Origin of the sequence: Kribbella sp. NBC_00662 (assembly GCF_041430295.1) — a bacterium.
Lineage (GTDB): Bacteria > Actinomycetota > Actinomycetes > Propionibacteriales > Kribbellaceae > Kribbella.
This window is the reverse complement of the sequence record NZ_CP109029.1, coordinates 2,703,400-2,720,881: the sequence shown is the minus strand read 5'-3', so window position 1 is coordinate 2,720,881 and position 17,482 is coordinate 2,703,400. Positions and strand designations below refer to the sequence as shown.

At 68.8% G+C, this 17,482-nt stretch carries 20 protein-coding genes; 11 read left to right on the top strand and 9 right to left on the bottom strand.

Annotated elements, in window-relative coordinates:
* Positions 1-13: 13 nt before the first annotated feature.
* Positions 14-466: a hypothetical protein gene (locus tag OHA10_RS13875; protein ID WP_371406603.1), complete on the bottom strand. Its 453-nt coding sequence runs from the start codon at positions 464-466 to the stop codon at positions 14-16.
* Between the two features lie 50 nt (positions 467-516).
* Between OHA10_RS13875 and OHA10_RS13870 the strand changes: the two genes are divergently transcribed.
* Both OHA10_RS13870 and OHA10_RS13865 read left to right on the top strand, forming a co-directional pair.
* A complete protein-coding gene (locus OHA10_RS13870) occupies positions 517-1,125 on the top strand; it encodes a hypothetical protein (protein ID WP_371406602.1) in 609 nt (202 codons plus the stop codon).
* 91 nt (positions 1,126-1,216) lie between these two features.
* Positions 1,217-2,140, top strand: a complete 924-nt coding sequence (locus OHA10_RS13865; protein ID WP_371406601.1) for an HNH endonuclease — start codon at positions 1,217-1,219, stop codon at positions 2,138-2,140.
* Between the two features lie 557 nt (positions 2,141-2,697).
* Here OHA10_RS13865 and acs read toward each other — a convergent pair.
* Positions 2,698-4,632 (bottom strand): acetate--CoA ligase, encoded by a 1,935-nt coding sequence (gene acs, locus OHA10_RS13860; RefSeq protein ID WP_371407938.1) that lies wholly within the window; start codon positions 4,630-4,632, stop codon positions 2,698-2,700.
* Between the two features lie 254 nt (positions 4,633-4,886).
* On the opposite strand from acs, the gene OHA10_RS13855 reads away from it, so the two are divergent.
* A complete protein-coding gene (locus OHA10_RS13855) occupies positions 4,887-5,039 on the top strand; it encodes a hypothetical protein (protein WP_371406600.1) in 153 nt (50 codons plus the stop codon).
* A gap of 2 nt (positions 5,040-5,041) precedes the next feature.
* Here OHA10_RS13855 and OHA10_RS13850 read toward each other — a convergent pair whose 3' ends face one another.
* Complete coding sequence (locus OHA10_RS13850; RefSeq protein WP_137252132.1) at positions 5,042-5,488, bottom strand: MarR family winged helix-turn-helix transcriptional regulator; 447 nt, start codon at positions 5,486-5,488, stop codon at positions 5,042-5,044.
* 166 nt (positions 5,489-5,654) lie between these two features.
* On the opposite strand from OHA10_RS13850, the gene OHA10_RS13845 reads away from it, so the two are divergent.
* On the top strand, positions 5,655-6,329 hold the full coding sequence (locus tag OHA10_RS13845) for an SIS domain-containing protein (RefSeq protein WP_371406599.1): 675 nt from the start codon (positions 5,655-5,657) through the stop codon (positions 6,327-6,329).
* Positions 6,326-6,877 carry an AAA family ATPase gene (locus OHA10_RS13840; protein ID WP_371406598.1) on the top strand — a complete coding sequence of 184 codons (552 nt, stop codon included), beginning with the start codon at positions 6,326-6,328 and terminating at the stop codon, positions 6,875-6,877. Before OHA10_RS13845 ends, OHA10_RS13840 begins: the two co-directional genes overlap by 4 nt.
* 37 nt (positions 6,878-6,914) lie before the next feature.
* Here the strand turns inward: OHA10_RS13840 and OHA10_RS13835 are convergent, their stop codons facing one another.
* A complete protein-coding gene (locus OHA10_RS13835; RefSeq protein ID WP_371406597.1) occupies positions 6,915-7,673 on the bottom strand; it encodes a GntR family transcriptional regulator in 759 nt (252 codons plus the stop codon).
* Between the two features lie 201 nt (positions 7,674-7,874).
* Between OHA10_RS13835 and OHA10_RS13830 the strand changes: the two genes are divergently transcribed.
* From OHA10_RS13830 to OHA10_RS13810, 5 genes are all read left to right on the top strand, one after another.
* Complete coding sequence (locus OHA10_RS13830; RefSeq protein ID WP_371406596.1) at positions 7,875-8,822, top strand: glutathione S-transferase family protein; 948 nt, start codon at positions 7,875-7,877, stop codon at positions 8,820-8,822.
* Between the two features lie 51 nt (positions 8,823-8,873).
* Complete coding sequence (locus OHA10_RS13825) at positions 8,874-9,536, top strand: haloacid dehalogenase type II (RefSeq protein ID WP_371406595.1); 663 nt, start codon at positions 8,874-8,876, stop codon at positions 9,534-9,536.
* A gap of 70 nt (positions 9,537-9,606) precedes the next feature.
* Complete coding sequence (nhaA, locus tag OHA10_RS13820) at positions 9,607-10,821, top strand: Na+/H+ antiporter NhaA (protein WP_371406594.1); 1,215 nt, start codon at positions 9,607-9,609, stop codon at positions 10,819-10,821.
* 52 nt (positions 10,822-10,873) lie between these two features.
* Entirely contained in the window at positions 10,874-11,317 is a 444-nt protein-coding gene (locus OHA10_RS13815; protein ID WP_371406593.1) for a phage holin family protein, read from the top strand.
* Positions 11,318-11,397: 80 nt separating this feature from the next.
* Positions 11,398-12,219: an alpha/beta fold hydrolase gene (locus OHA10_RS13810; RefSeq protein WP_371406592.1), complete on the top strand. Its 822-nt coding sequence runs from the start codon at positions 11,398-11,400 to the stop codon at positions 12,217-12,219.
* Here OHA10_RS13810 and OHA10_RS13805 read toward each other — a convergent pair.
* From OHA10_RS13805 to nth, 4 genes are read right to left on the bottom strand one after another with little or no spacing between them, the layout of a single operon-like run.
* Positions 12,216-13,388 carry a MarP family serine protease gene (locus OHA10_RS13805; RefSeq protein WP_371406591.1) on the bottom strand — a complete coding sequence of 391 codons (1,173 nt, stop codon included), beginning with the start codon at positions 13,386-13,388 and terminating at the stop codon, positions 12,216-12,218. The two genes, OHA10_RS13810 and OHA10_RS13805, sit on opposite strands and share 4 nt — an antisense overlap.
* Positions 13,385-14,089 (bottom strand): CoA pyrophosphatase, encoded by a 705-nt coding sequence (locus OHA10_RS13800; protein WP_371406590.1) that lies wholly within the window; start codon positions 14,087-14,089, stop codon positions 13,385-13,387. The genes OHA10_RS13805 and OHA10_RS13800 overlap by 4 nt, the downstream gene beginning before the upstream one ends.
* Complete coding sequence (locus tag OHA10_RS13795) at positions 14,086-14,685, bottom strand: TlpA family protein disulfide reductase (RefSeq protein ID WP_371406589.1); 600 nt, start codon at positions 14,683-14,685, stop codon at positions 14,086-14,088. Before OHA10_RS13795 ends, OHA10_RS13800 begins: the two co-directional genes overlap by 4 nt.
* Positions 14,682-15,458 carry an endonuclease III gene (gene nth, locus OHA10_RS13790; protein ID WP_371406588.1) on the bottom strand — a complete coding sequence of 259 codons (777 nt, stop codon included), beginning with the start codon at positions 15,456-15,458 and terminating at the stop codon, positions 14,682-14,684. The genes OHA10_RS13795 and nth overlap by 4 nt, the downstream gene beginning before the upstream one ends.
* A gap of 133 nt (positions 15,459-15,591) precedes the next feature.
* Here nth and OHA10_RS13785 point away from each other — a divergent pair, with 133 nt between their 5' ends.
* Entirely contained in the window at positions 15,592-16,269 is a 678-nt protein-coding gene (locus tag OHA10_RS13785; protein WP_137252118.1) for a Crp/Fnr family transcriptional regulator, read from the top strand.
* A gap of 242 nt (positions 16,270-16,511) precedes the next feature.
* Here the strand turns inward: OHA10_RS13785 and OHA10_RS13780 are convergent, their stop codons facing one another.
* Complete coding sequence (locus tag OHA10_RS13780) at positions 16,512-17,459, bottom strand: type IV toxin-antitoxin system AbiEi family antitoxin domain-containing protein (protein ID WP_371406587.1); 948 nt, start codon at positions 17,457-17,459, stop codon at positions 16,512-16,514.
* Positions 17,460-17,482: the final 23 nt, after the last annotated feature.

Here is a 17,482-nt window from a genome sequence, read left to right as displayed (position 1 = left end):
GGTGAGCAAGCTCTCAAAGGTGTACTGCGAGGACGCCGAGCGCGAAGGCGAGACCGGCCAGGCCGAGCATGGTGGTCGCGAGGATGATCAGCCGGCGCTGGAGCGCGGGGAGCTCGGCCGCGGTCGCGAACACGCGCTGCGGCCAGTGGCGCCAGGAGACGTACCAGAAGATGCCCGTCGCGATCAGCAGCAGCAGGCCCTTCAGGGCGTGGATCCACCAGTGGGCGTGGTCGATCGCGAGCATCGCCGCGCCGGTGAGCGCGATCGCGGCGATCAGGCCGATCACCTTCCAGCGGTTGCCCGAGGCAATCACCGCGGTCAGCTGCTCCCGGCCGTCCTGGTCCTTCCCGAAGTACCGCTTGAGCTTCGGCTGCACGACGAACAGCGAGTACGCCATCCCGCCGACCCACGCCGCTGCCAGTCCCGCGTGGATGATCGCCAACCCAGCCAACGCTCCGGAGCTCACGTGTTGACAGTAGACCTCCACCAGGTCTGTCACTGTGAAAGAGTCGCGCGATGGAGAACGCGCAGGTGTCCCACCGAAGCGGCCAGTGGTGCCCGGGCCGGCGGGTCGATGATGTCGTCGCGTACGACGTCCGGATCCTGCCCAAGTACCAGGTCGCCGGCCGCCCAACCGTCGACCGCAGCTACCTACTCCTGAACGAGGGCATCCAACTGACGAAGCCCGCCGTCTTCGAGGGCCCGGTCGAAGGTTGGTGGTACGTCGACCTCGTGGACATCTCACACACCAACGAGGGCCTGGTCGTCCACGACATGTACATCGACTTCCTCATCCCCCCGACGCTTGACCGCTACCAGGTCCTGGACCTGGACGAATTCGCCGACGCCCTCCAAGCCGGAAAGCTGACCCCCACCCGGTCCGCCACCGTCCTCACCCAAACCCAAACCTTCATCAACCACTACCTCCGCGGCCCGGAGGAGGGTCCCAACGGCCCTCAGCACGCTTTCCCGCCGACCGCCGTCACCACCCTCGAAGCCCTCCCAAGCTTCTTCGCCTGGACACCGCTTTGGTTGACTGCCTGTCAGGCTTCGAGTTTGAGCTTGCGCCGCATCCCTGGGTCGCTCAAGGCCCGTCCGCTAGGAGGAAACGGTTGGCTTGGTTAGTGCCGAGCTGCTGGTCCAGCGATCGCCTACTGACGCGTGCACCAGATAAGCCACGCGCGGAAGCGTCCGCTCGGCCGTAGGCTTCTGATCGATGAAGACGTGCTCGATCGACGGCTGCGACGGGCCGGCTAGGAAGCGGGGTTGGTGCGAGAAGCATTACTCGCGATTCAAGGCACATGGGGATCCGCTGAAAGGCGCACGTAGTGTGCTGCCCGACTGGTGCGACGTCGAAGGATGTGCCGAGGAGCCAGTGGCCAAGCGGCTCTGCAAGCGGCACTACTACGCCCAGCGTCGCGGCGCTCCGCTGCTTCCGCGGCGACCAACGACCTGCACAGTCGATGATTGCCAGGCCTCCGTGCACGGCCTAGGCCTGTGTAAGAAGCATTACCAGAGGCAGCGCGCACAACTACCTCCCACACGCATCTGCTCCGTCGAGCAGTGCGCCAACGGTGCCACGGTACGCGGCTGGTGCGGCATGCACTACCAGCGTTGGCGCCGATTCGGCGACCCCGAGTTCACGCCGCCAGAGTCGGTCCGCAAGTGCACGATCGAAGGATGCGTGAAGGTTACGAACGCGCGCGGTTTGTGCAACTCGCATTACTACCGATGGTTGAAGTACGGCGACCCGTTGATATCGAAGAACGCACCTCGGGTCCGTCAGCCGGTGTACATCTTCGCGGACCGGATCTGCCCTACCTGCGGAAGATCCTTTGATCCTGGCAACAGCTCGCGGCGCGTCTACTGCGGGAAGCGTTGCAAGCCGAGTGGTCGGATCGCAGGGAGTGTGAACAACCGACGCTGGGTCGAAAAACTCGGGGATGCGGACGGCTGGACATGCCAGATTTGTCGAGGCGCAATCGATCCTGAGCTGTACTGGCCGCACCGGTGGGCAGGCTCAGTCGATCACATCGTCCCTGTGTCGGACGGGGGCACCGACGAACGATCCAATCTCCGCCTCACCCACCTGACATGCAACGTCGCCCGCGGAAACTCACCGAGCCCACCGGGCGCTTGAGTCAGCGGCAGTGCGGCGAGGGCTCGCGGTTGGTCGTCCATAGTCGCCGGTGCGAGAGTCGACTCATCCAGGCAGCCACATAGCTGTCGAGAGCAGGCGGCACCCCACGGCGATATCCGGTAGACCACAGTAGCCGGAGGGTCCGACGACAGCCCGCGGGTCGCGCGACAGCCCGCGGATCCGGCGACAGCCAGAAAGTCCTGGCGGTAGCTGGGGCGGGTGCGATGGCGATAAGGCGGCGGGCAGATCGGAGCGCGAAGCAGGTGCGCTGAGGAGCGCAGCGACGAAGAAAGCGCCTGCGGGAGCACGCGGCAGACCGGGTGGTCACCCCGCGAGCGCCAGCGAGCGCACGCGGCGGCAGCCGCACACCCCGGCGATAGCCGGCAGGTCCGGCGATAAGCCGGGGGCGGGTGGGCAGCGGGCGGAGCGGACGCGCTGAGGAGCGGAGCGACGAAGGAAGCGGCTGCGGGAGCACGCGGGGGCGGACCGCAGTCAGCCAGATAGCAGCAGACCCCTGGCGAAAACGCCGGGGGTCTGCTGCGGAGTACCTGGGGTGCTCAGTCTTCGTCGGACTTGCCGGCGGCCAGGTTGGTTTTGATGAGGTCCATGACGGTGGAGTCGGCGAGGGTGGTTACGTCGCCTACCTCGCGGTTTTCGGCTACGTCGCGGAGGAGGCGGCGCATGATCTTGCCGGAGCGGGTCTTCGGGAGTTCCGAGACGACCATGATCTGGCGGGGCTTGGCGATCGGGCCGATTTCCTTGGCCACGTGGTTGCGGAGTTCCTGCACCACGTCAGGACCACCGTCGCCCGCCTCGGAGCGGAGGATGACGAACGCCGCGATCGCCTGACCCGTGGTCGGGTCCGACGCACCGACGACGGCCGCCTCGGCCACCTTCGGGTGCGAGACGAGTGCCGACTCGATCTCGGTCGTGGACAACCGGTGCCCTGACACGTTCATCACGTCGTCGACGCGGCCGAGCAGCCACAGGTCGCCGTCCTCGTCCTTCTTCGCGCCGTCGCCGGCGAAGTACACGCCCGGGAAGCGGGACCAGTACGTGTCGACGAACCGCTGGTCGTCGCCCCACAGCGTCCGGAGCATCGACGGCCACGGCTTGGTGATGACCAGGTAGCCGCCCGACCCGTCCGGCACCGAGTTGCCCGCGTCGTCGACGACATCCACGTTGACACCCGGGATCGCTCGCATCGCGGCGCCCGGCTTGCCGGCGGTCACGCCCGGCAGCGGCGAGATCATGTGCATACCGGTCTCGGTCTGCCACCAGGTGTCGACGACCGGCGCCTTGTTCCCGCCGATGTTCTCCCGGTACCAGATGTAGGCCTCCGGGTTGATCGGCTCGCCGACCGACCCGATCACCCGCAGCGTCGACAGGTCGAACTTCGCCGGGATGTCCGCGCCCCACTTCATGAAGGTCCGGATCGCGGTCGGAGCGCAATACAGGATCGACACCTTGTACTTCTGCACGATCTCCCACCAGCGGCCCTGGTGCGGCGTGTCCGGCGTGCCTTCGTACAGCACGGACGTGGTCGCGTTCGCGAGGGCGCCGTACACGATGTAGCTGTGGCCGGTGACCCACCCGATGTCGGCGGCGGTCCAGTACACGTCGGTGTCCGGCTTCAGGTCGAAGACGCCCCACTGCGTGTACGACGTACCGACCAGGTAGCCGCCCGTCGTGTGCAGGATGCCCTTCGGCTTGCCCGTGCTGCCGGACGTGTACATCACGTACAGCGGGTGCTCGGCGTCGAAAGCCTCGGGCGTGTGGTCCGCGGACTGCTTGCCGACGAAGTCCTCCCACCACAGGTCGCGGTCCTCGACCATCGCGGTCTCCTGGCCGGTGCGCTTCACCACGAGCACGTTGCGTACGTCGGGGCAGTCCACCAGCGCGGCGTCGACCGCGGGCTTCAGTGCCGCCGGCGCGCCCCGGCGGTAGCCGCCGTCCGAGGTGATCACGACGCGGGCGTCGCAGTCCAGGATCCGGTCCTTGAGCGCCTCGGAGGAGAAGCCGCCGAAGATGACCGTGTGCGGCGCGCCGATCCGGGCGCAGGCGAGCATCGCGACCACGGTCTCGGGGATCATCGGCATGTAGATCGCGACGATCTCGCCGGCCCGGACGTTCAGCTCGAGCAGCGCATTGGCCGCCTTGCTGACCTCGTCCTTGAGCTGCGCATAGGTGATCTCGCGGGTGTCACCGGGCTCACCCTCGAAGTAGTACGCGACCTTGTCGCCGAGACCGTTCTCCACGTGCCGGTCGACGCAGTTGTACGCCGCGTTCAGCTTGCCGTCGGCGTACCACTTGGCGAACGGTGGATTGCTCCAGTCCAGCGTCTCCGTCGGCTCGGTGGCCCAGGTGATGCGCTTGGCCTGCTCGGCCCAGAACCCCTCCAGGTCGGCCGCGGCCCGCTCGTACGCGTCGGCCTTGAGGTTCGCGTTCGCGGCGAGCTCGGCGGGCGGCTCGAAGCGGCGCTCCTCGTGCATCAGGTTCGACAGCGCCTCGGACTGGGCCTCGGGCTTGGGTGACTCTGCATTCGTCACGTCGACGACTCCTCATCGCTGGCTTCGGCGCGCCGGCGCGCCCGGCTACCTTTCTACCAACGCTCACCCTGCCACGGAACCGGGGTATCGCCGAGTCGTTTCGAATCTGCGCCGAACAGGACCGATTCCGGGCCGGGCGGAGCAGAAATTCCGGCGTACGGCGGAACCATCCCGCCGGACCGCGCATCGGACAGGATGTGAACGCGATCCAGACCAGCACCCAGCTGCCGACTCCGCTGACCGAGGAACGCCGGAAGATCTCACGCGCCGCCCGCCGCCGGGTTCACGCTCGCGAACTGCGCGTACGCCGTACCCAGCGGGCCGCTCGCGCCCAACTGCCGGAGATGTAGTCCTACAGCTCCTGGTGATAGCCCAGGAGCTTGGTGAGGATCGTGGTCAGCCGGGCACGGTCGGTGGCCGACAGCGGCGCGAAGATCTCCTCCTGCGCCTTGCCGACCAGGTTCGTCAGCCGCTTGTACTGCCGCTTGCCGGCCGTGGTGATCGTGATGATGTTGCGCCGGGCATCGGCCGGGTCCGGGCTGCGTTCGACGTACCCGTCGCCCTCCAGCTCGTTGAGCGCGGCAACTACGTCGCTGCGGTCGATACAACTGCGCCGCCCGAGCTCGGCCTGACTGGCCGGGCCGAACTCGACGAGGGTCGCGAGCAGCCGGAAGTGGTACGCCCGCGCACCCCCGGCAGCGAACGACTCGGTGACGATCCGGTGCGCCTGGGCCGCGCTCTGGGTCAGCAGCCAGCTCGGCAACTGAGTCAGGGCGGTCGGAGTCTGCTGCTCGTCCACCCGGGCAGTCTATGGGGAGAGAGGTCCGTCATCGGTGATCTCAGCGTTGGCCGCACCCACGATTCGCGCGCAGGCGTTGTTGCGGTGAGCAAGATTCCGGCCCCGGAGAATAGTGGTCTAGTCGGGGTGCTTTCGGGCCGAGGAGCGCGGGCGATAGGTTCGGCGTATGGCTGGGGCTGAGGAGTACTTCGGTAAGGCGTTGGCGATCGCGCACCAGGCGGCCGAGACGCAGCTCGGGGCGATCCGGGTGGCGGCCGGGCTGGTCGCGGACGCGCTCGCCGGCGGGAAGCGGTTCTGGGTGTTCGGGACGGGGCACAGTCACGCGCTGGCCGAGGAGCTGTACGGACGCGCCGGCGGGCTGGCCGACGTACGGGCGATCCTCGAGCCCGGGCTGATGCTGCACGAGGGGCTGGAGAAGAGCTCACTGCTCGAACGGCTGCCCGGTCTGGCCGCTGTTCTGCTAGAGATCAATCAGCTGGAGTCCGGCGATGTCGTACTGATCGCGTCGAACTCCGGACGGAACGCCGTACCCGTCGAGTTCGCTCTGGGTGCGCGAGAGCGGGGTGCGCAGGTGATCGCGCTGACGTCGATGGCGCACACCACCTCGACCGCGTCCAGGGCGCCGGGCGGTCAGCGGCTGTTCGAGACCGCCGACGTGGTGATCGACAACTGCGGCGTACCGGGCGACGCCCTGATCGAGGTCGCCGGCTCTCCCGAACGCACCGGCGCCACGTCGACCATGGTCGGCGCGATGCTCCTCCAGGCACTGACCGTGGAGATCGTCACCCGCCTGGCGGAACGCGGCGAGACCCCGAACGTTCTCCGAAGCTTGAACGTATGAAGCAGTTCCTTCTGCAGATGTCCGGCCTCCCGGGGACCGGCAAGTCGACCATCGCGCGGCATGTCGGCTCGCGGTACGGCGCGGTTGTCGTGGATCTCGACGTCATCCGGAGCGCAGTGCTGGACGGCGGCGTACTCGTCGCGGACAGCGGGCGTGTCGCGTATCCGGTCATGTACGCGCTCACACGACACCTGTTGGAACAGGGCGTCAGCGCGGTCATCGACAGCCCCTGCCAGTACGACGAAATCCTCGCGACGGGCCGGGAGATGGCTGAGGAGCGGGGTGTCGCGTACAAGTACGTCGAATGCCGCACCGACGATCTCGCGCTGATCGACAGTCGACTCCGGTCCCGACCCGCCCTACGAAGCCAACGCCGAGGGGTCGTCCTACCGCCGATCGATGCGGGTCACCTGGATGCGGACGGCGAGCAGATGTTCCGAATCGGGCTACAACAGACGCGACGCCCGGCGGACGGCTATCTCCAGGTAGACGCCACAAAGCCGATGGATCTGATCCTCGACGAGGTCGAGAAGTACCTGGAGGAGTAGTCCCCACGCGGGGGGTTGACCGCAGTACCCGGAGGAATCAGGTGGCGCGGTAGGCGACGGTGATGTCGTAGCGGTCCGAGCGGTAGACGGACCGGCCGAATTCGATGACCTGGTCGGTGGCGGTGCGGGGGGCCACGGTGATGATGAGGCACGGGGTGGAGTTGTCGATCTCCAGGAGTTCGGCGTCGCCGGGCTCCGGTGGGGCGGCGACGATCGAGGCGGAGACCATGCCGAGCGTCACGCCGTACCGGGTGGAGAGTTCGGTGTAGAGCGACTTCTCGGCGAAGTCGATCTCGTCGAGGCCGGGGTAGCGGTGCAGGGAGAGTGCGGTGCGCTCGATCGCCATCGGGTCGCCGTCGGCGGTGCGGAGGCGGACGAGGTGCAGGACGGGGGTGCCGATCGGCTCTTCGAGCTCGCGGGCGAGGTCCTCGTCGGCGGCGCCGACGCGGTGTTCGAGGACCTTGGCGCCGGGCTTGATACCGCGGTTGACCATGTCCTGCGTGAACGACGACGCGAGCATCCGCGACGGGCGCGGCTCGGCGACGAAGGTGCCGCCGCCGGGGCGACGGTTGGCCAGGCCCTCGGCCACGACCCGGTCCACTTCCTGCCGGACCGTCATCCGGGCCACGCCGAAGCGCTCGGCCAGGACGCGCTCGGACGGCAGCACGGTGCCGACGGCCAGCGAGCGGGTGAGGTTCTCCAGAATCTCGCGAATCTGGTCACCCTTCGGACGATCGGGCCGCAGCTCGGTAGGGAGCTCGGCGAGGTCGCCGGGGTTGTTCCGTGGGCGGGCCATGAGGTCTCAGCATCCCTGGGAATCTGGCCGGCAAACCGGTTGCCGGGGTACACGGGCCGCGGTGTTTTCTTACCGCGCAAGACGCCCGTGACCGCTTTGTCCCGGACGACCTTGTCAGCCCGACTGTAACGTCCAGTGCCGTCTCACGGCCAGTGACCATCCACAGCCTCAGCCAATTGCCAGAGGGGTAGTTTTACCGTTATGACCTCGGGACAGTTCGTGCAGGAGACGTCGTCGGCCGGCGAATGGAAGCGGCAGAGCAACAGATTCACCGGCCGGATCGCCCGGGACTCGACCTCGGCGCCGGGCGAGGGTCCGGACGACCAGGGTCGCTGGCCGGTAGAGCCGGGGCGGTACCGGCTGGTCGTCAGCCTGGCCTGCCCGTGGGCGCACCGCTCCGTCATCGTCCGCCGGCTGCTCGGCCTGGAGGACGCGATCAGCCTGGCGATCGTCGACCCGATCCGCGACGAGCGCGGCTGGCGGTTCACGCTCGACCCCGACGACACCGACCCGGTGCTCGGGATCAGGTTCCTCTCCGAGGCGTACCTGCGCACAGACCCGACGTACGACGGCCGCGTGACCGTGCCCGCGATCGTCGACACCAAAACCGGCGACGTGGTCACGAACGACTACCCGCAGATCACACTCGACCTCTCCACCGAGTGGACCGACTTCCACAAGCCCGGCGCACCGCAGCTGATCCCGCCGGATCGCGCCGAGATGGACGTGCTGATCGACGAGATCTACCGCGACGTGAACAACGGCGTCTACCGCTGCGGTTTCGCGACCGGTCAGGAGGCGTACGACGAGGCCTACGACGCCCTGTTCGCGCGCCTCGACGTACTCGAGGAACGGCTTGCGGACCGCGAGTACCTGCTCGGTGACACGCTGCGCGAGGTGGACATCCGGCTGTTCACGACGCTCGTCCGCTTCGACGCCGTGTACCACGGACACTTCAAGTGCAACCGGCAGAAGCTGACCGAGTTCCCCAACCTGTGGGCGTACGCGCGCCGGCTGTACCAACTCCCCGACTTCGGCGAGACGGTCGACTTCGACCAGATCAAGCGGCACTACTACGTCACCCACAACAACATCAACCCCACCGGCATCGTCCCGAAGGGCCCGGACCCGCGGGTCTGGATCGGTTAGCCCTCGTTGCTCTGAGCAACCGTCAACGCAGGGAAGACCTGAGGAGTCGTGATGATCGACGTTCTGGTGCTCGACGTCAACGAGACGCTGACGGATATGGAGCCGTTGCGGGACGGGTTCGAGGCGGTTGGACTGCCGCGGCACAGTCTCGACGCGTGGTTTGCGGCGACGTTGCGGGACGGGTTCGCGCTGACGGCGGTCGATTCGTACGCCGGCTTCCGTGAGCTCGGCGCCGAGCTCCTGGAAGCACAGCTCGTCGCAGCCGGGATCGAACCGAACGACGAGACCGTCGCGAGCGTGCTGTCGGGATTCACCCGCCTGCCGCTGCACCCCGACGTCGAACCGGGACTGCGCCGGATCCACGAGGCCGGCATCCGCATCGTCACGTTGACCAACGGATCGGCCGCGATGTCCAAACAGGTGTTCATCGACGGCGGCATCATGCCGTTCCTCGAGCACCGCCTCGATGTGTCGACGCCGCAGCGCTGGAAGCCCCACCCTGCCGCGTACCAGTACGCCGCGGAGGTGTGCGGAGTGCCCGTCGAGCGGATGGGACTCGCCGCGGTCCACCCGTGGGACATCGACGGCGCCCGCCGGGCCGGGCTCAGCGGGTTCTACCTCGACCGGCGGCAGACGCCGTACCCGAAGGCCTTTCTCGCGCCGGACCTCGTCGTCCCCGATTTCGAAGGGCTCGCCGCGGAGATCACCAGGTAGAATCGGTCACCGGGTGTGCCGGGAAGTCTGGTCGGCGTCCGTCCGACCGACCCCGAAATGAAGGGCCGACATGAGCCAGCACCCGCGGATCCGGCAGAAGAAGCGCGCATTCCCCCGCATCCTCGGGCGCGAACGGGCGTTCCTCGCCGACACGCTGCGTGCTGAGACGACCGGCGGCCTGTTGTTGCTCGCGGCCACTGTCGTCGCGCTGGTCTGGGCGAACTCGCCGTGGCAGGACGCGTATCACCACCTGCGCGATGCCCAGCTCGGCCCGCTGACGGTCGAGGCGTGGGCGTCGGACGGCGCGCTGGCGTTGTTCTTCTACCTGGCCGGGGTCGAGCTGAAGCGTGAGCTCGTCGTGGGCACACTCTCGAAGCTCAACGAGGCCGTCGTGCCGGTCGTCGCGGCGATCGCCGGAATGATGCTTCCGGCAATCATCTACCTGATCACCAACCTGGTCTCGGACGACGGCAAGCCGCACGGCTGGGCGGTGCCGACCGCGACCGACATCGCGTTCGCGCTGGCCGTCCTGGCGATCGTGGGTTCGTCGCTGCCGAGTGCGTTGCGTGCGTTCCTGCTCACGCTCGCGGTGGTGGACGACTTCGGCGCGATCCTCGTGATCGCGGTGTTCTTCTCGCACGGCTTCCACCTGCTCTCCCTGCTCGCGGCCGTCGCCCTGATCGCGCTCTGGTACCTCCTCCAGCGACGCCGCGTCCGTACGCCGTTCCTCTACATCCCGATCGCACTCGCGACCTGGTGGTTCATGCACGAGTCCGGGATCCACGCCACGATCGCGGGCGTCGCACTCGGGCTCGTCACCCGCGTCGTCGCGGATCCCGGTGAGGAGCACGCGCCGGCGGAGCGGATCGAGCACCGGCTGCGCCCGTGGTCCGCGGGTGTCGCCGTACCGGTGTTCGCACTCTTCGCCGCGGGCGTGACACTGAGCGGGACCGCCGTACGGCAGATGCTGACCGACCCGGTCGCGATCGGTGTGGTCGCCGGGCTGCTGATCGGCAAGTCCGTCGGGGTGTTCGGTGGGTCCTGGCTGACCGCGCGCTTCACCCGGGCAGAGCTCAACTCCGACCTGGCCTGGCGGGACGTCGCCGCGGTGTCCGTGCTGGCCGGGATCGGTTTCACCGTCGCGCTGCTGATCGCCCAGCTCGCGTTCGGATCCGATGCTGCCCAGGTCGAGCGCGCCAAGGCCGCCGTACTGGTCGCCTCGGTGCTGGCCGCGCTGATCGCCGCGCTCCTGCTGGCTCGCCGAAACCGCGCGTACGCCGATTGACGACGGGTACGGACTGTAGTGTCGGGGCACGGACGTGTGGGAAGGAGTTGCGATGTCGATGGGGCAGAACGGGGACGAGCCCACGGTCGGCCAGCTTGTCGCGAATGCCAGCAAGGAACTGTCCAGCCTGGTCCGCAGTGAGGTCGAGCTCGCCAAGACCGAACTGAAGAAGACCGCGGTCGCGGCCGGGACCGGCGCCGGCCTGTTCGCGGCGGCCGCGTTCCTGGCGCTGCTCGCGGTCATCCTGCTGAGCATCGCCGCGGCGTACGGACTGACCGCGGCCGGCCTGCACCCGGCCATCGCGTTCCTGATCGTGGCCGGTGCCTTCCTGCTGATCGGCGCGATCCTGGTGTTCATCGGGATGCGGGCGCTGAAGAGCGCAAAGGGCCCGGAGCGGACGATCGAGACCTCGAAGCAGTCGGTCGAGGCGCTCAAGGCGATCGGCAAGGGCGACGAGGAGCACGCGGCCCTGCCTGAGCCGGGCGTACGGCGCTGAGCCCGGCGGGAGTCGTCGACCTGCTCGTCGACGGCCCCTGGTCGCACTCGCTCGTCGCGGCCAACGGGGCCCGGTTCCACGTGGCGGAGTGCGGCGCGGCGGACGACCCGCTCGTCCTGTTCCTGCACGGCTTTCCCGAGTTCTGGTGGGCCTGGCGGCATCAGCTGCCGGTGGTCGCGGCCGCCGGCTACCGCGCGGTGGCGATGGACCTGCGCGGGTACGGCGCCAGCGACAAGACGCCCCGCGGCTATGACCCGTACACGGCGGCAGCTGACGTCTCCGGCGTGATCCGCTCGCTCGGTGCGACGGACGCGGTCGTGGTCGGTCACGGCTGGGGTGGCTTCATCGGCTGGTCGGCCGCAGTACTGGCCCCTCGGCAGGTCCGTGGGCTGGTGGCGGTGTCGGCGCCGCACCCGCTCGTGTTGGCTCGCGCGGGCCGGGCCAAGGCGTTGAGCCGGACGGCGTGGTTCCAGCTGCCGGTCTTTCCGGAGCGGCGGCTGCTGGCTCACGACGGCATCCACATCGAAGGCCTCCTCCGCGCCTGGGCCGCCCCGGGTGGCACCTTCCCCGACGCGGAGGCGTCACGCCGCTACCGCGCGGCACTCCAGGTCTGGCCGGCACCACACTGCGCCCTCGAATACCACCGCTGGTTTGCCCGCTCGCGAATACGCCCGGACGGCCGCAAGTACTCGAGCAGGATGCGTACGCCGGTCGCCGTACCCGTTCTGCAGGTCCACGGCGCCCAGGACTCCGCCATCTCCCCGACCGCGACCACTCCAGCCAAGCTGGTCACCGCGCCACTCCGTGACGAGCTGATCGCCCCCGCCGGCCACTTCCCCCACGAGGAAGCCCCCAACCTCTTCAACAGCTTGGTGATCGACTGGCTGAAGTCTCTGCCCTAGGTGCAGGACTGCGTCGAGACCTCTTGGGTGGCGGTGGTGCCGGTGCGGGCGTCGGTGGAGACCTGTTCGGCGGTGAGGACGTAGCCGGTGCGGTTGTCCTCGACCGAGGCGGCGAAGACCACGCCGTACACCGTGCCCTTGGCGGACAGCAGCGGGCCGCCGGAGTTGCCGGGGCGGACCGAGGCCCAGATCGAGAACGCGTCGCGGGTGACGGTCTTGTCGCCGTAGATGTCGGGGCCGCGGAGTCGTTCCTCGGAGCGGATCCGGGCCGGCTCGGAGTCGAACGGACCGTTCTCCGGGTAGCCGAGCACGACCGCCGGGTCGTCGGCCTTACCGGCGAAGTCGAAGGAGAGCGGCTGCTCTTTCAGGTTCGGCACGTACAGCACCGCGATGTCGGTCTCGGGGTCGAACACGACCACCCTGGCGTCGTACTTCTTCCCGTTCACCTCGACCGACGGCGAACTGACACCGGCCACGACGTGCGCGTTCGTCATCACCCGCTGCGGCGCGTACACGAACCCGCTGCCCTCGAGACCGCGTGAGCAGCTCGCGACCCCGGTCACCTTCGCGATCCGGCTGTACGCCGACCGCACCGGCTGCTGCCGAGCGATGGCGCTGTCCGGCGGCTGTGTCTCGCGGATCCGCTCCGGCACGAACGGGTCGAGGAACCGCGGGAACAGGTCGGTGTTGACCACGTCGTTGAACGACTGCAGCGCCCGGTCAGCGCTGTTCGGCAGGAACTCGTCGACCTTCGCGAGCACCTGCGACCCGCGGACCGCCGACGTCACGCTCGGGATCCGCGCGCCGCTCACCGCGACGCCGAGCACCCAGGCCACGATCAGCACCGATGCGGCCGCCAGCGCGGCGCCACCCAGCGCGTCGAGAAACCGGATCGGTTTCCAGGACAGCCGGTTGCGCACCCTGGTGCCGACCATCGCCCCGAGCATTCGCCCGAGCGCGGCCAGTCCCACCACCAGCACCAGCGCGGCGAACGAAACCGTGACGCTCGGTGAGAAGTGGTCCAGGATCCGCGGGACGCCCCAGACGCCGATCGCGGCGCCGCCGAGCAGGCCGAGCGTCGCGCACGCCCCGAGCACGAACCCTTCGACGTACCCCGAGATCGCCACCAGTGCCGCGGTGCCGAGCACCGCCCAGTCGAGCCAGCTCATTCCACGCCTTCCGACATGTCCCCGTGCCTCCGCCAGGCCGCCTCGACCAGTCGGTCGGGCAACGGTACGACGACCGAGGGGTCCCAGTCGCGGCGCCATCCGCCGAGCAGCAGCAATTTGTCCAGCAGCCCGGCGGTGAAACCCCAGATGTAGAGGTCGCCGACGACGAACGCCGGGCCGGTGAAACCGGACGGGTGCAGGCAGCTGATCCGGTTCGCCGGGTCGGCGAGCGCACTGATCGGCACCTCGTGCACCGAGGCGACCTCGGCCGGGTCGACCACCGCGACCGGCGACGGCTCCCGCCACCAGGCCAGCACCGGCGACACGCCGAAGTTGCTCACCGGCACCCAGAGCGCCGGCCAGATCGAGAACGGTACGACGCCCGCCGGGTCCAGCCCGGTCTCTTCCTCGGCCTCCCGCAGCGCGGTCCGGACCAGGCCCTCGTCGCCGGTCCCGTCCTCGGGATCGGCGCCACCGCCCGGGAACGCCATCTGACCGGCGTGGCTGCGCAACGTCCAGGCCCGCTCGGTCAGCAGCACCTCCGGCCCATCGTTGCCATCAGCAAGCAAGATGAGGACGGCGGACTTCCGCACCGACGGGTCGTCCGGCGGCAGGAACCGGGACAACTGGTTCGGGTCGACGTCGTCGGACGCCTTCGCCAACGGCTGCAACCAGTCCGGGATCTCCACGTCGAAGGTCATCGCGCGTGCTCCTCCACCAGCTGATCGAGCTGCTGCTGCGAGGTGAGTACGCCACGGTGCACGAAGGCGACAGTGCCGTCCTTGTCGATGAACGCGGTCAACGGCGGACCGCCGATCTTCAACCCGCGCTGGATCGCCTTGTCCCGATCGACGACATGCGGATACGTCAGCCCTTCGTCGGTCGCGAACTTCACCGCCAGCTCCGGCCGCGGATCGTCGTAGTCGATGCCTAGCATGCGCACCTTGCCGGACTTGGCCAAGGCAGCCAGGTACGGCGCTTCGTCGCGGCACGGACCGCACCACTGCGCCCACACGTTGATCACGAGCGGACCCCGGAGATCGGCGAGCCGGATGTCCGGACCGCTGCCCAGACACGGCAGGCTGACGTCCGGGAGGCCGTTGGTCGTCGGCGGTTTCGAGGGCGTCGACGGACAGGCGGTCAGCTTGTCGGCGCCCGCGACCGGAGTTGCTGTGGACGGGGCGCCTGCCTTCTCGGTGCCGCAGGCAGCCAGCAGGATCGCGAGCGCGACGCCCGTCGCGGCACAGACCAGTGGCCGGCGGCGGGACGTCGTACGCGATCGTGCTGCGAGCTTCACGCCGGGACCTTCACCAGCTTCGCGGCGACCTCGGGGTCGGTCGGACCGGTGCCGTACGACGGGCACCACTGGGCGATCGGGCAGGCGCCACAGGCCGGCTTCTTGGCGTGGCAGCGGCGGCGCCCGTGGAAGATCAGCCGGTGCGACAACATCGTCCAGTCCTTCTTCGGGAAGAGCTCGCCGATGATGTGCTCGACCTTGACCGGGTCCTCCTCGGTGGTCCAGCCGAACCGGCGGACCAGGCGGCCGAAGTGCGTATCGACCGTGATTCCGGGGATGCCGAAGGCGTTACCGAGGACCACGTTGGCCGTCTTCCGGCCGGTGCCCGGGAGCTTCACGAGCTCGGTGAGCTTGTTCGGCACGACGCCGTCGTAGTCGTCGACGAGGGCCTGGCCGAGCTTCATCACGCTGTTGGTCTTGGCCCGGAAGAAGCCGGTCGGCTTGAGGATGGCCTCCATCTCGTCCCGGTCGGCCTCGGCGTACGCCTGGGCGGTCGGATACTTCGCGAACAGCGTGGGGGTCACCTTGTTCACCATGACGTCGGTGGTCTGGGCCGACAGGATCGTGGCCACCAGCAACTCGAGCGGGGTCTTGAAGTCGAGCTCGCAGTGGGCGTCAGGGTAGGTGTCGGTGAGGACCTTGTGCATCTTGCGGGCCCGGCGGACCAGCTGCGTGGGGGTCTCGTCGACGAACACCGGGGCCTTGCGGGGGAGCTTGAGAACCACGTCCGGGAGGGCTCCCGGGAGTGGTTCCGCGACACGCGGGGATGGCATGGAGGCAAGCCTACGTGGCGGTGCCGACACCGGAGGGGCTACGGTTTTGTGGCGACCGGGTGTGAACGACCCGGTGCCGGACGGGGCAGATCCCCCGCTCGCAGTCGTGGTCGAAGGTCCTAGGAGGCCCAAAGTGGATGCCGCAGTGCTCCGACAGGCACCGCTGTTCAGTCAGCTCGACGACGAGGCGGCCGACGCCCTGGCCGCATCGATGTCCGAGAGCCGCCTGCGGCGCGGCCAGGTGCTGTTCCACGAGGGTGATTCCGGTGATCGGCTGTTCGTCGTGGTCGAGGGCAAGGTCAAGCTCGGCCGGACGTCGGCCGACGGCCGGGAGAACCTGATCGCGGTGCTCGGCCCGGGCCAGATGTTCGGTGAGCTGTCGCTCTTCGACCCGGGACCGCGGTCCGCGACCGTCACCGCGGTCACCGACGCGTCCCTGATGTCGCTGACGCACGACGAGCTGCTCCGCTGGCTGGACGGCCGCCCCGCGGTGGCCCGCGGCCTGCTGCTGCAGCTGGCCGGCCGGCTGCGCAAGGTCTCCGACGTGGTCGCCGACCTGGTCTTCTCCGACGTGCCCGGCCGGGTCGCCAAGGCCCTGCTCGACCTGGCCAGCCGCTTCGGCCGCACCGCCGACGACGGCGTACACGTCCACCACGACCTCACCCAGGAGGAGCTGGCCCAGCTGGTCGGCGCCTCCCGCGAGACCGTGAACAAGGCCCTGGCCGACTTCGCCTCCCGAGGCTGGGTCCGCCTGGAGCCGCGCTCCGTAGTACTCCTCGACGTCGACCGCCTCCAGCGCCGAGCCCGCTAACCCGCGCCCACCACCACCCCGGGGCCACCGCCCCGCGCCACCACCCCGGCGCGCCACCGCCCCGGCGCCACCGCCCCGCGCCACCGCCCCACCGACGACGCGAACGGATAACCCTTCGAGATGCCGGTTGTCGGCTGTTGTGACGGGATGAGAACCGGCATCCCGAAGGGATAACCCTCCCGGTTCGGCGGGGCGACGAGGCTTCACGCGGCGGGGTCAGGCGGCGGGGTCAAGCGGCGGGGTCAGGCGGCGCGGTGGCTGCGGGTGAAGGCGTCGCGGATGGTGGCGGCGAGGTGTGCCGGGCGGTTGAAGTCTGCCCAGGTGGATCGGACCACCTCGAGTCCGAGGGCACGTAGTCGGTCCTCGCGGCGCTTCTCGCGGACCAGGACCTCCGACGTACCGCCGGTGTATTTCAGCAGGCCGTCGAACTCGACCACGGTGTCGTACGCCGGGAAGAAGAAGTCGACTCGGGCGACGAAGCCGTCGGAGTCGGAGAATTCGGCTTGGAGCACCGGTTCGGGCAGGCCGGCCTGATGCATCAGCACCCGCAAGCGTGACTCCCCGACCGATTCGGACAGCGGGTCGGCGAACTGGAGGGCTGCCCGCACCGTCGGGCTGCCGGGCCAGAACTCGGTCACCGACAACAGGCGGCGCAACTCGTCCGAGTCGGCGAGCCCCTCACGCAGTACGACGTCGGCGCTGACGACTGCGGCCTCGAAGGACGCCGTACATGCGGTCTCGACCAGACTCCGGGGCACAGACGTGACCGACAGATTGTCGGTCCGGGTCAGATCGGCCGGCGTAAGACCTCCCACATGGTGCTGGACTCCCGCGATGAGACCGCCGGCCCGGCCGCCCACTCGTGTCACGTGTACCTGCGAGAGGTCGAGCCCCCAGAGCGGTAGGCCGTGGAGCGCGAGCGCGGACTGGTGACTCACAACCACGCTGCCGGACCGGAGCGAGTTCATCACTGCGTGGACAATGCGTAGATGCGCCGTACGCCGTTGCTCCCACGGCGGCAGTCCGGTGACGTCGAGCGTCTCGGCGTACTGCCCCCGTCGCAACTGCTCCCACCTGCGGTCGGCGAGACGCAGCACAATCTGGCGCGGGGTGTACCCGCTCGCCAAGGCCTGCCTGCGGCTGAACACCCCGCCTTGGCGTTCGGCGATCATTCTCAGCTTGACGTTCACTCACCCAGCATCACCGCCCAGCC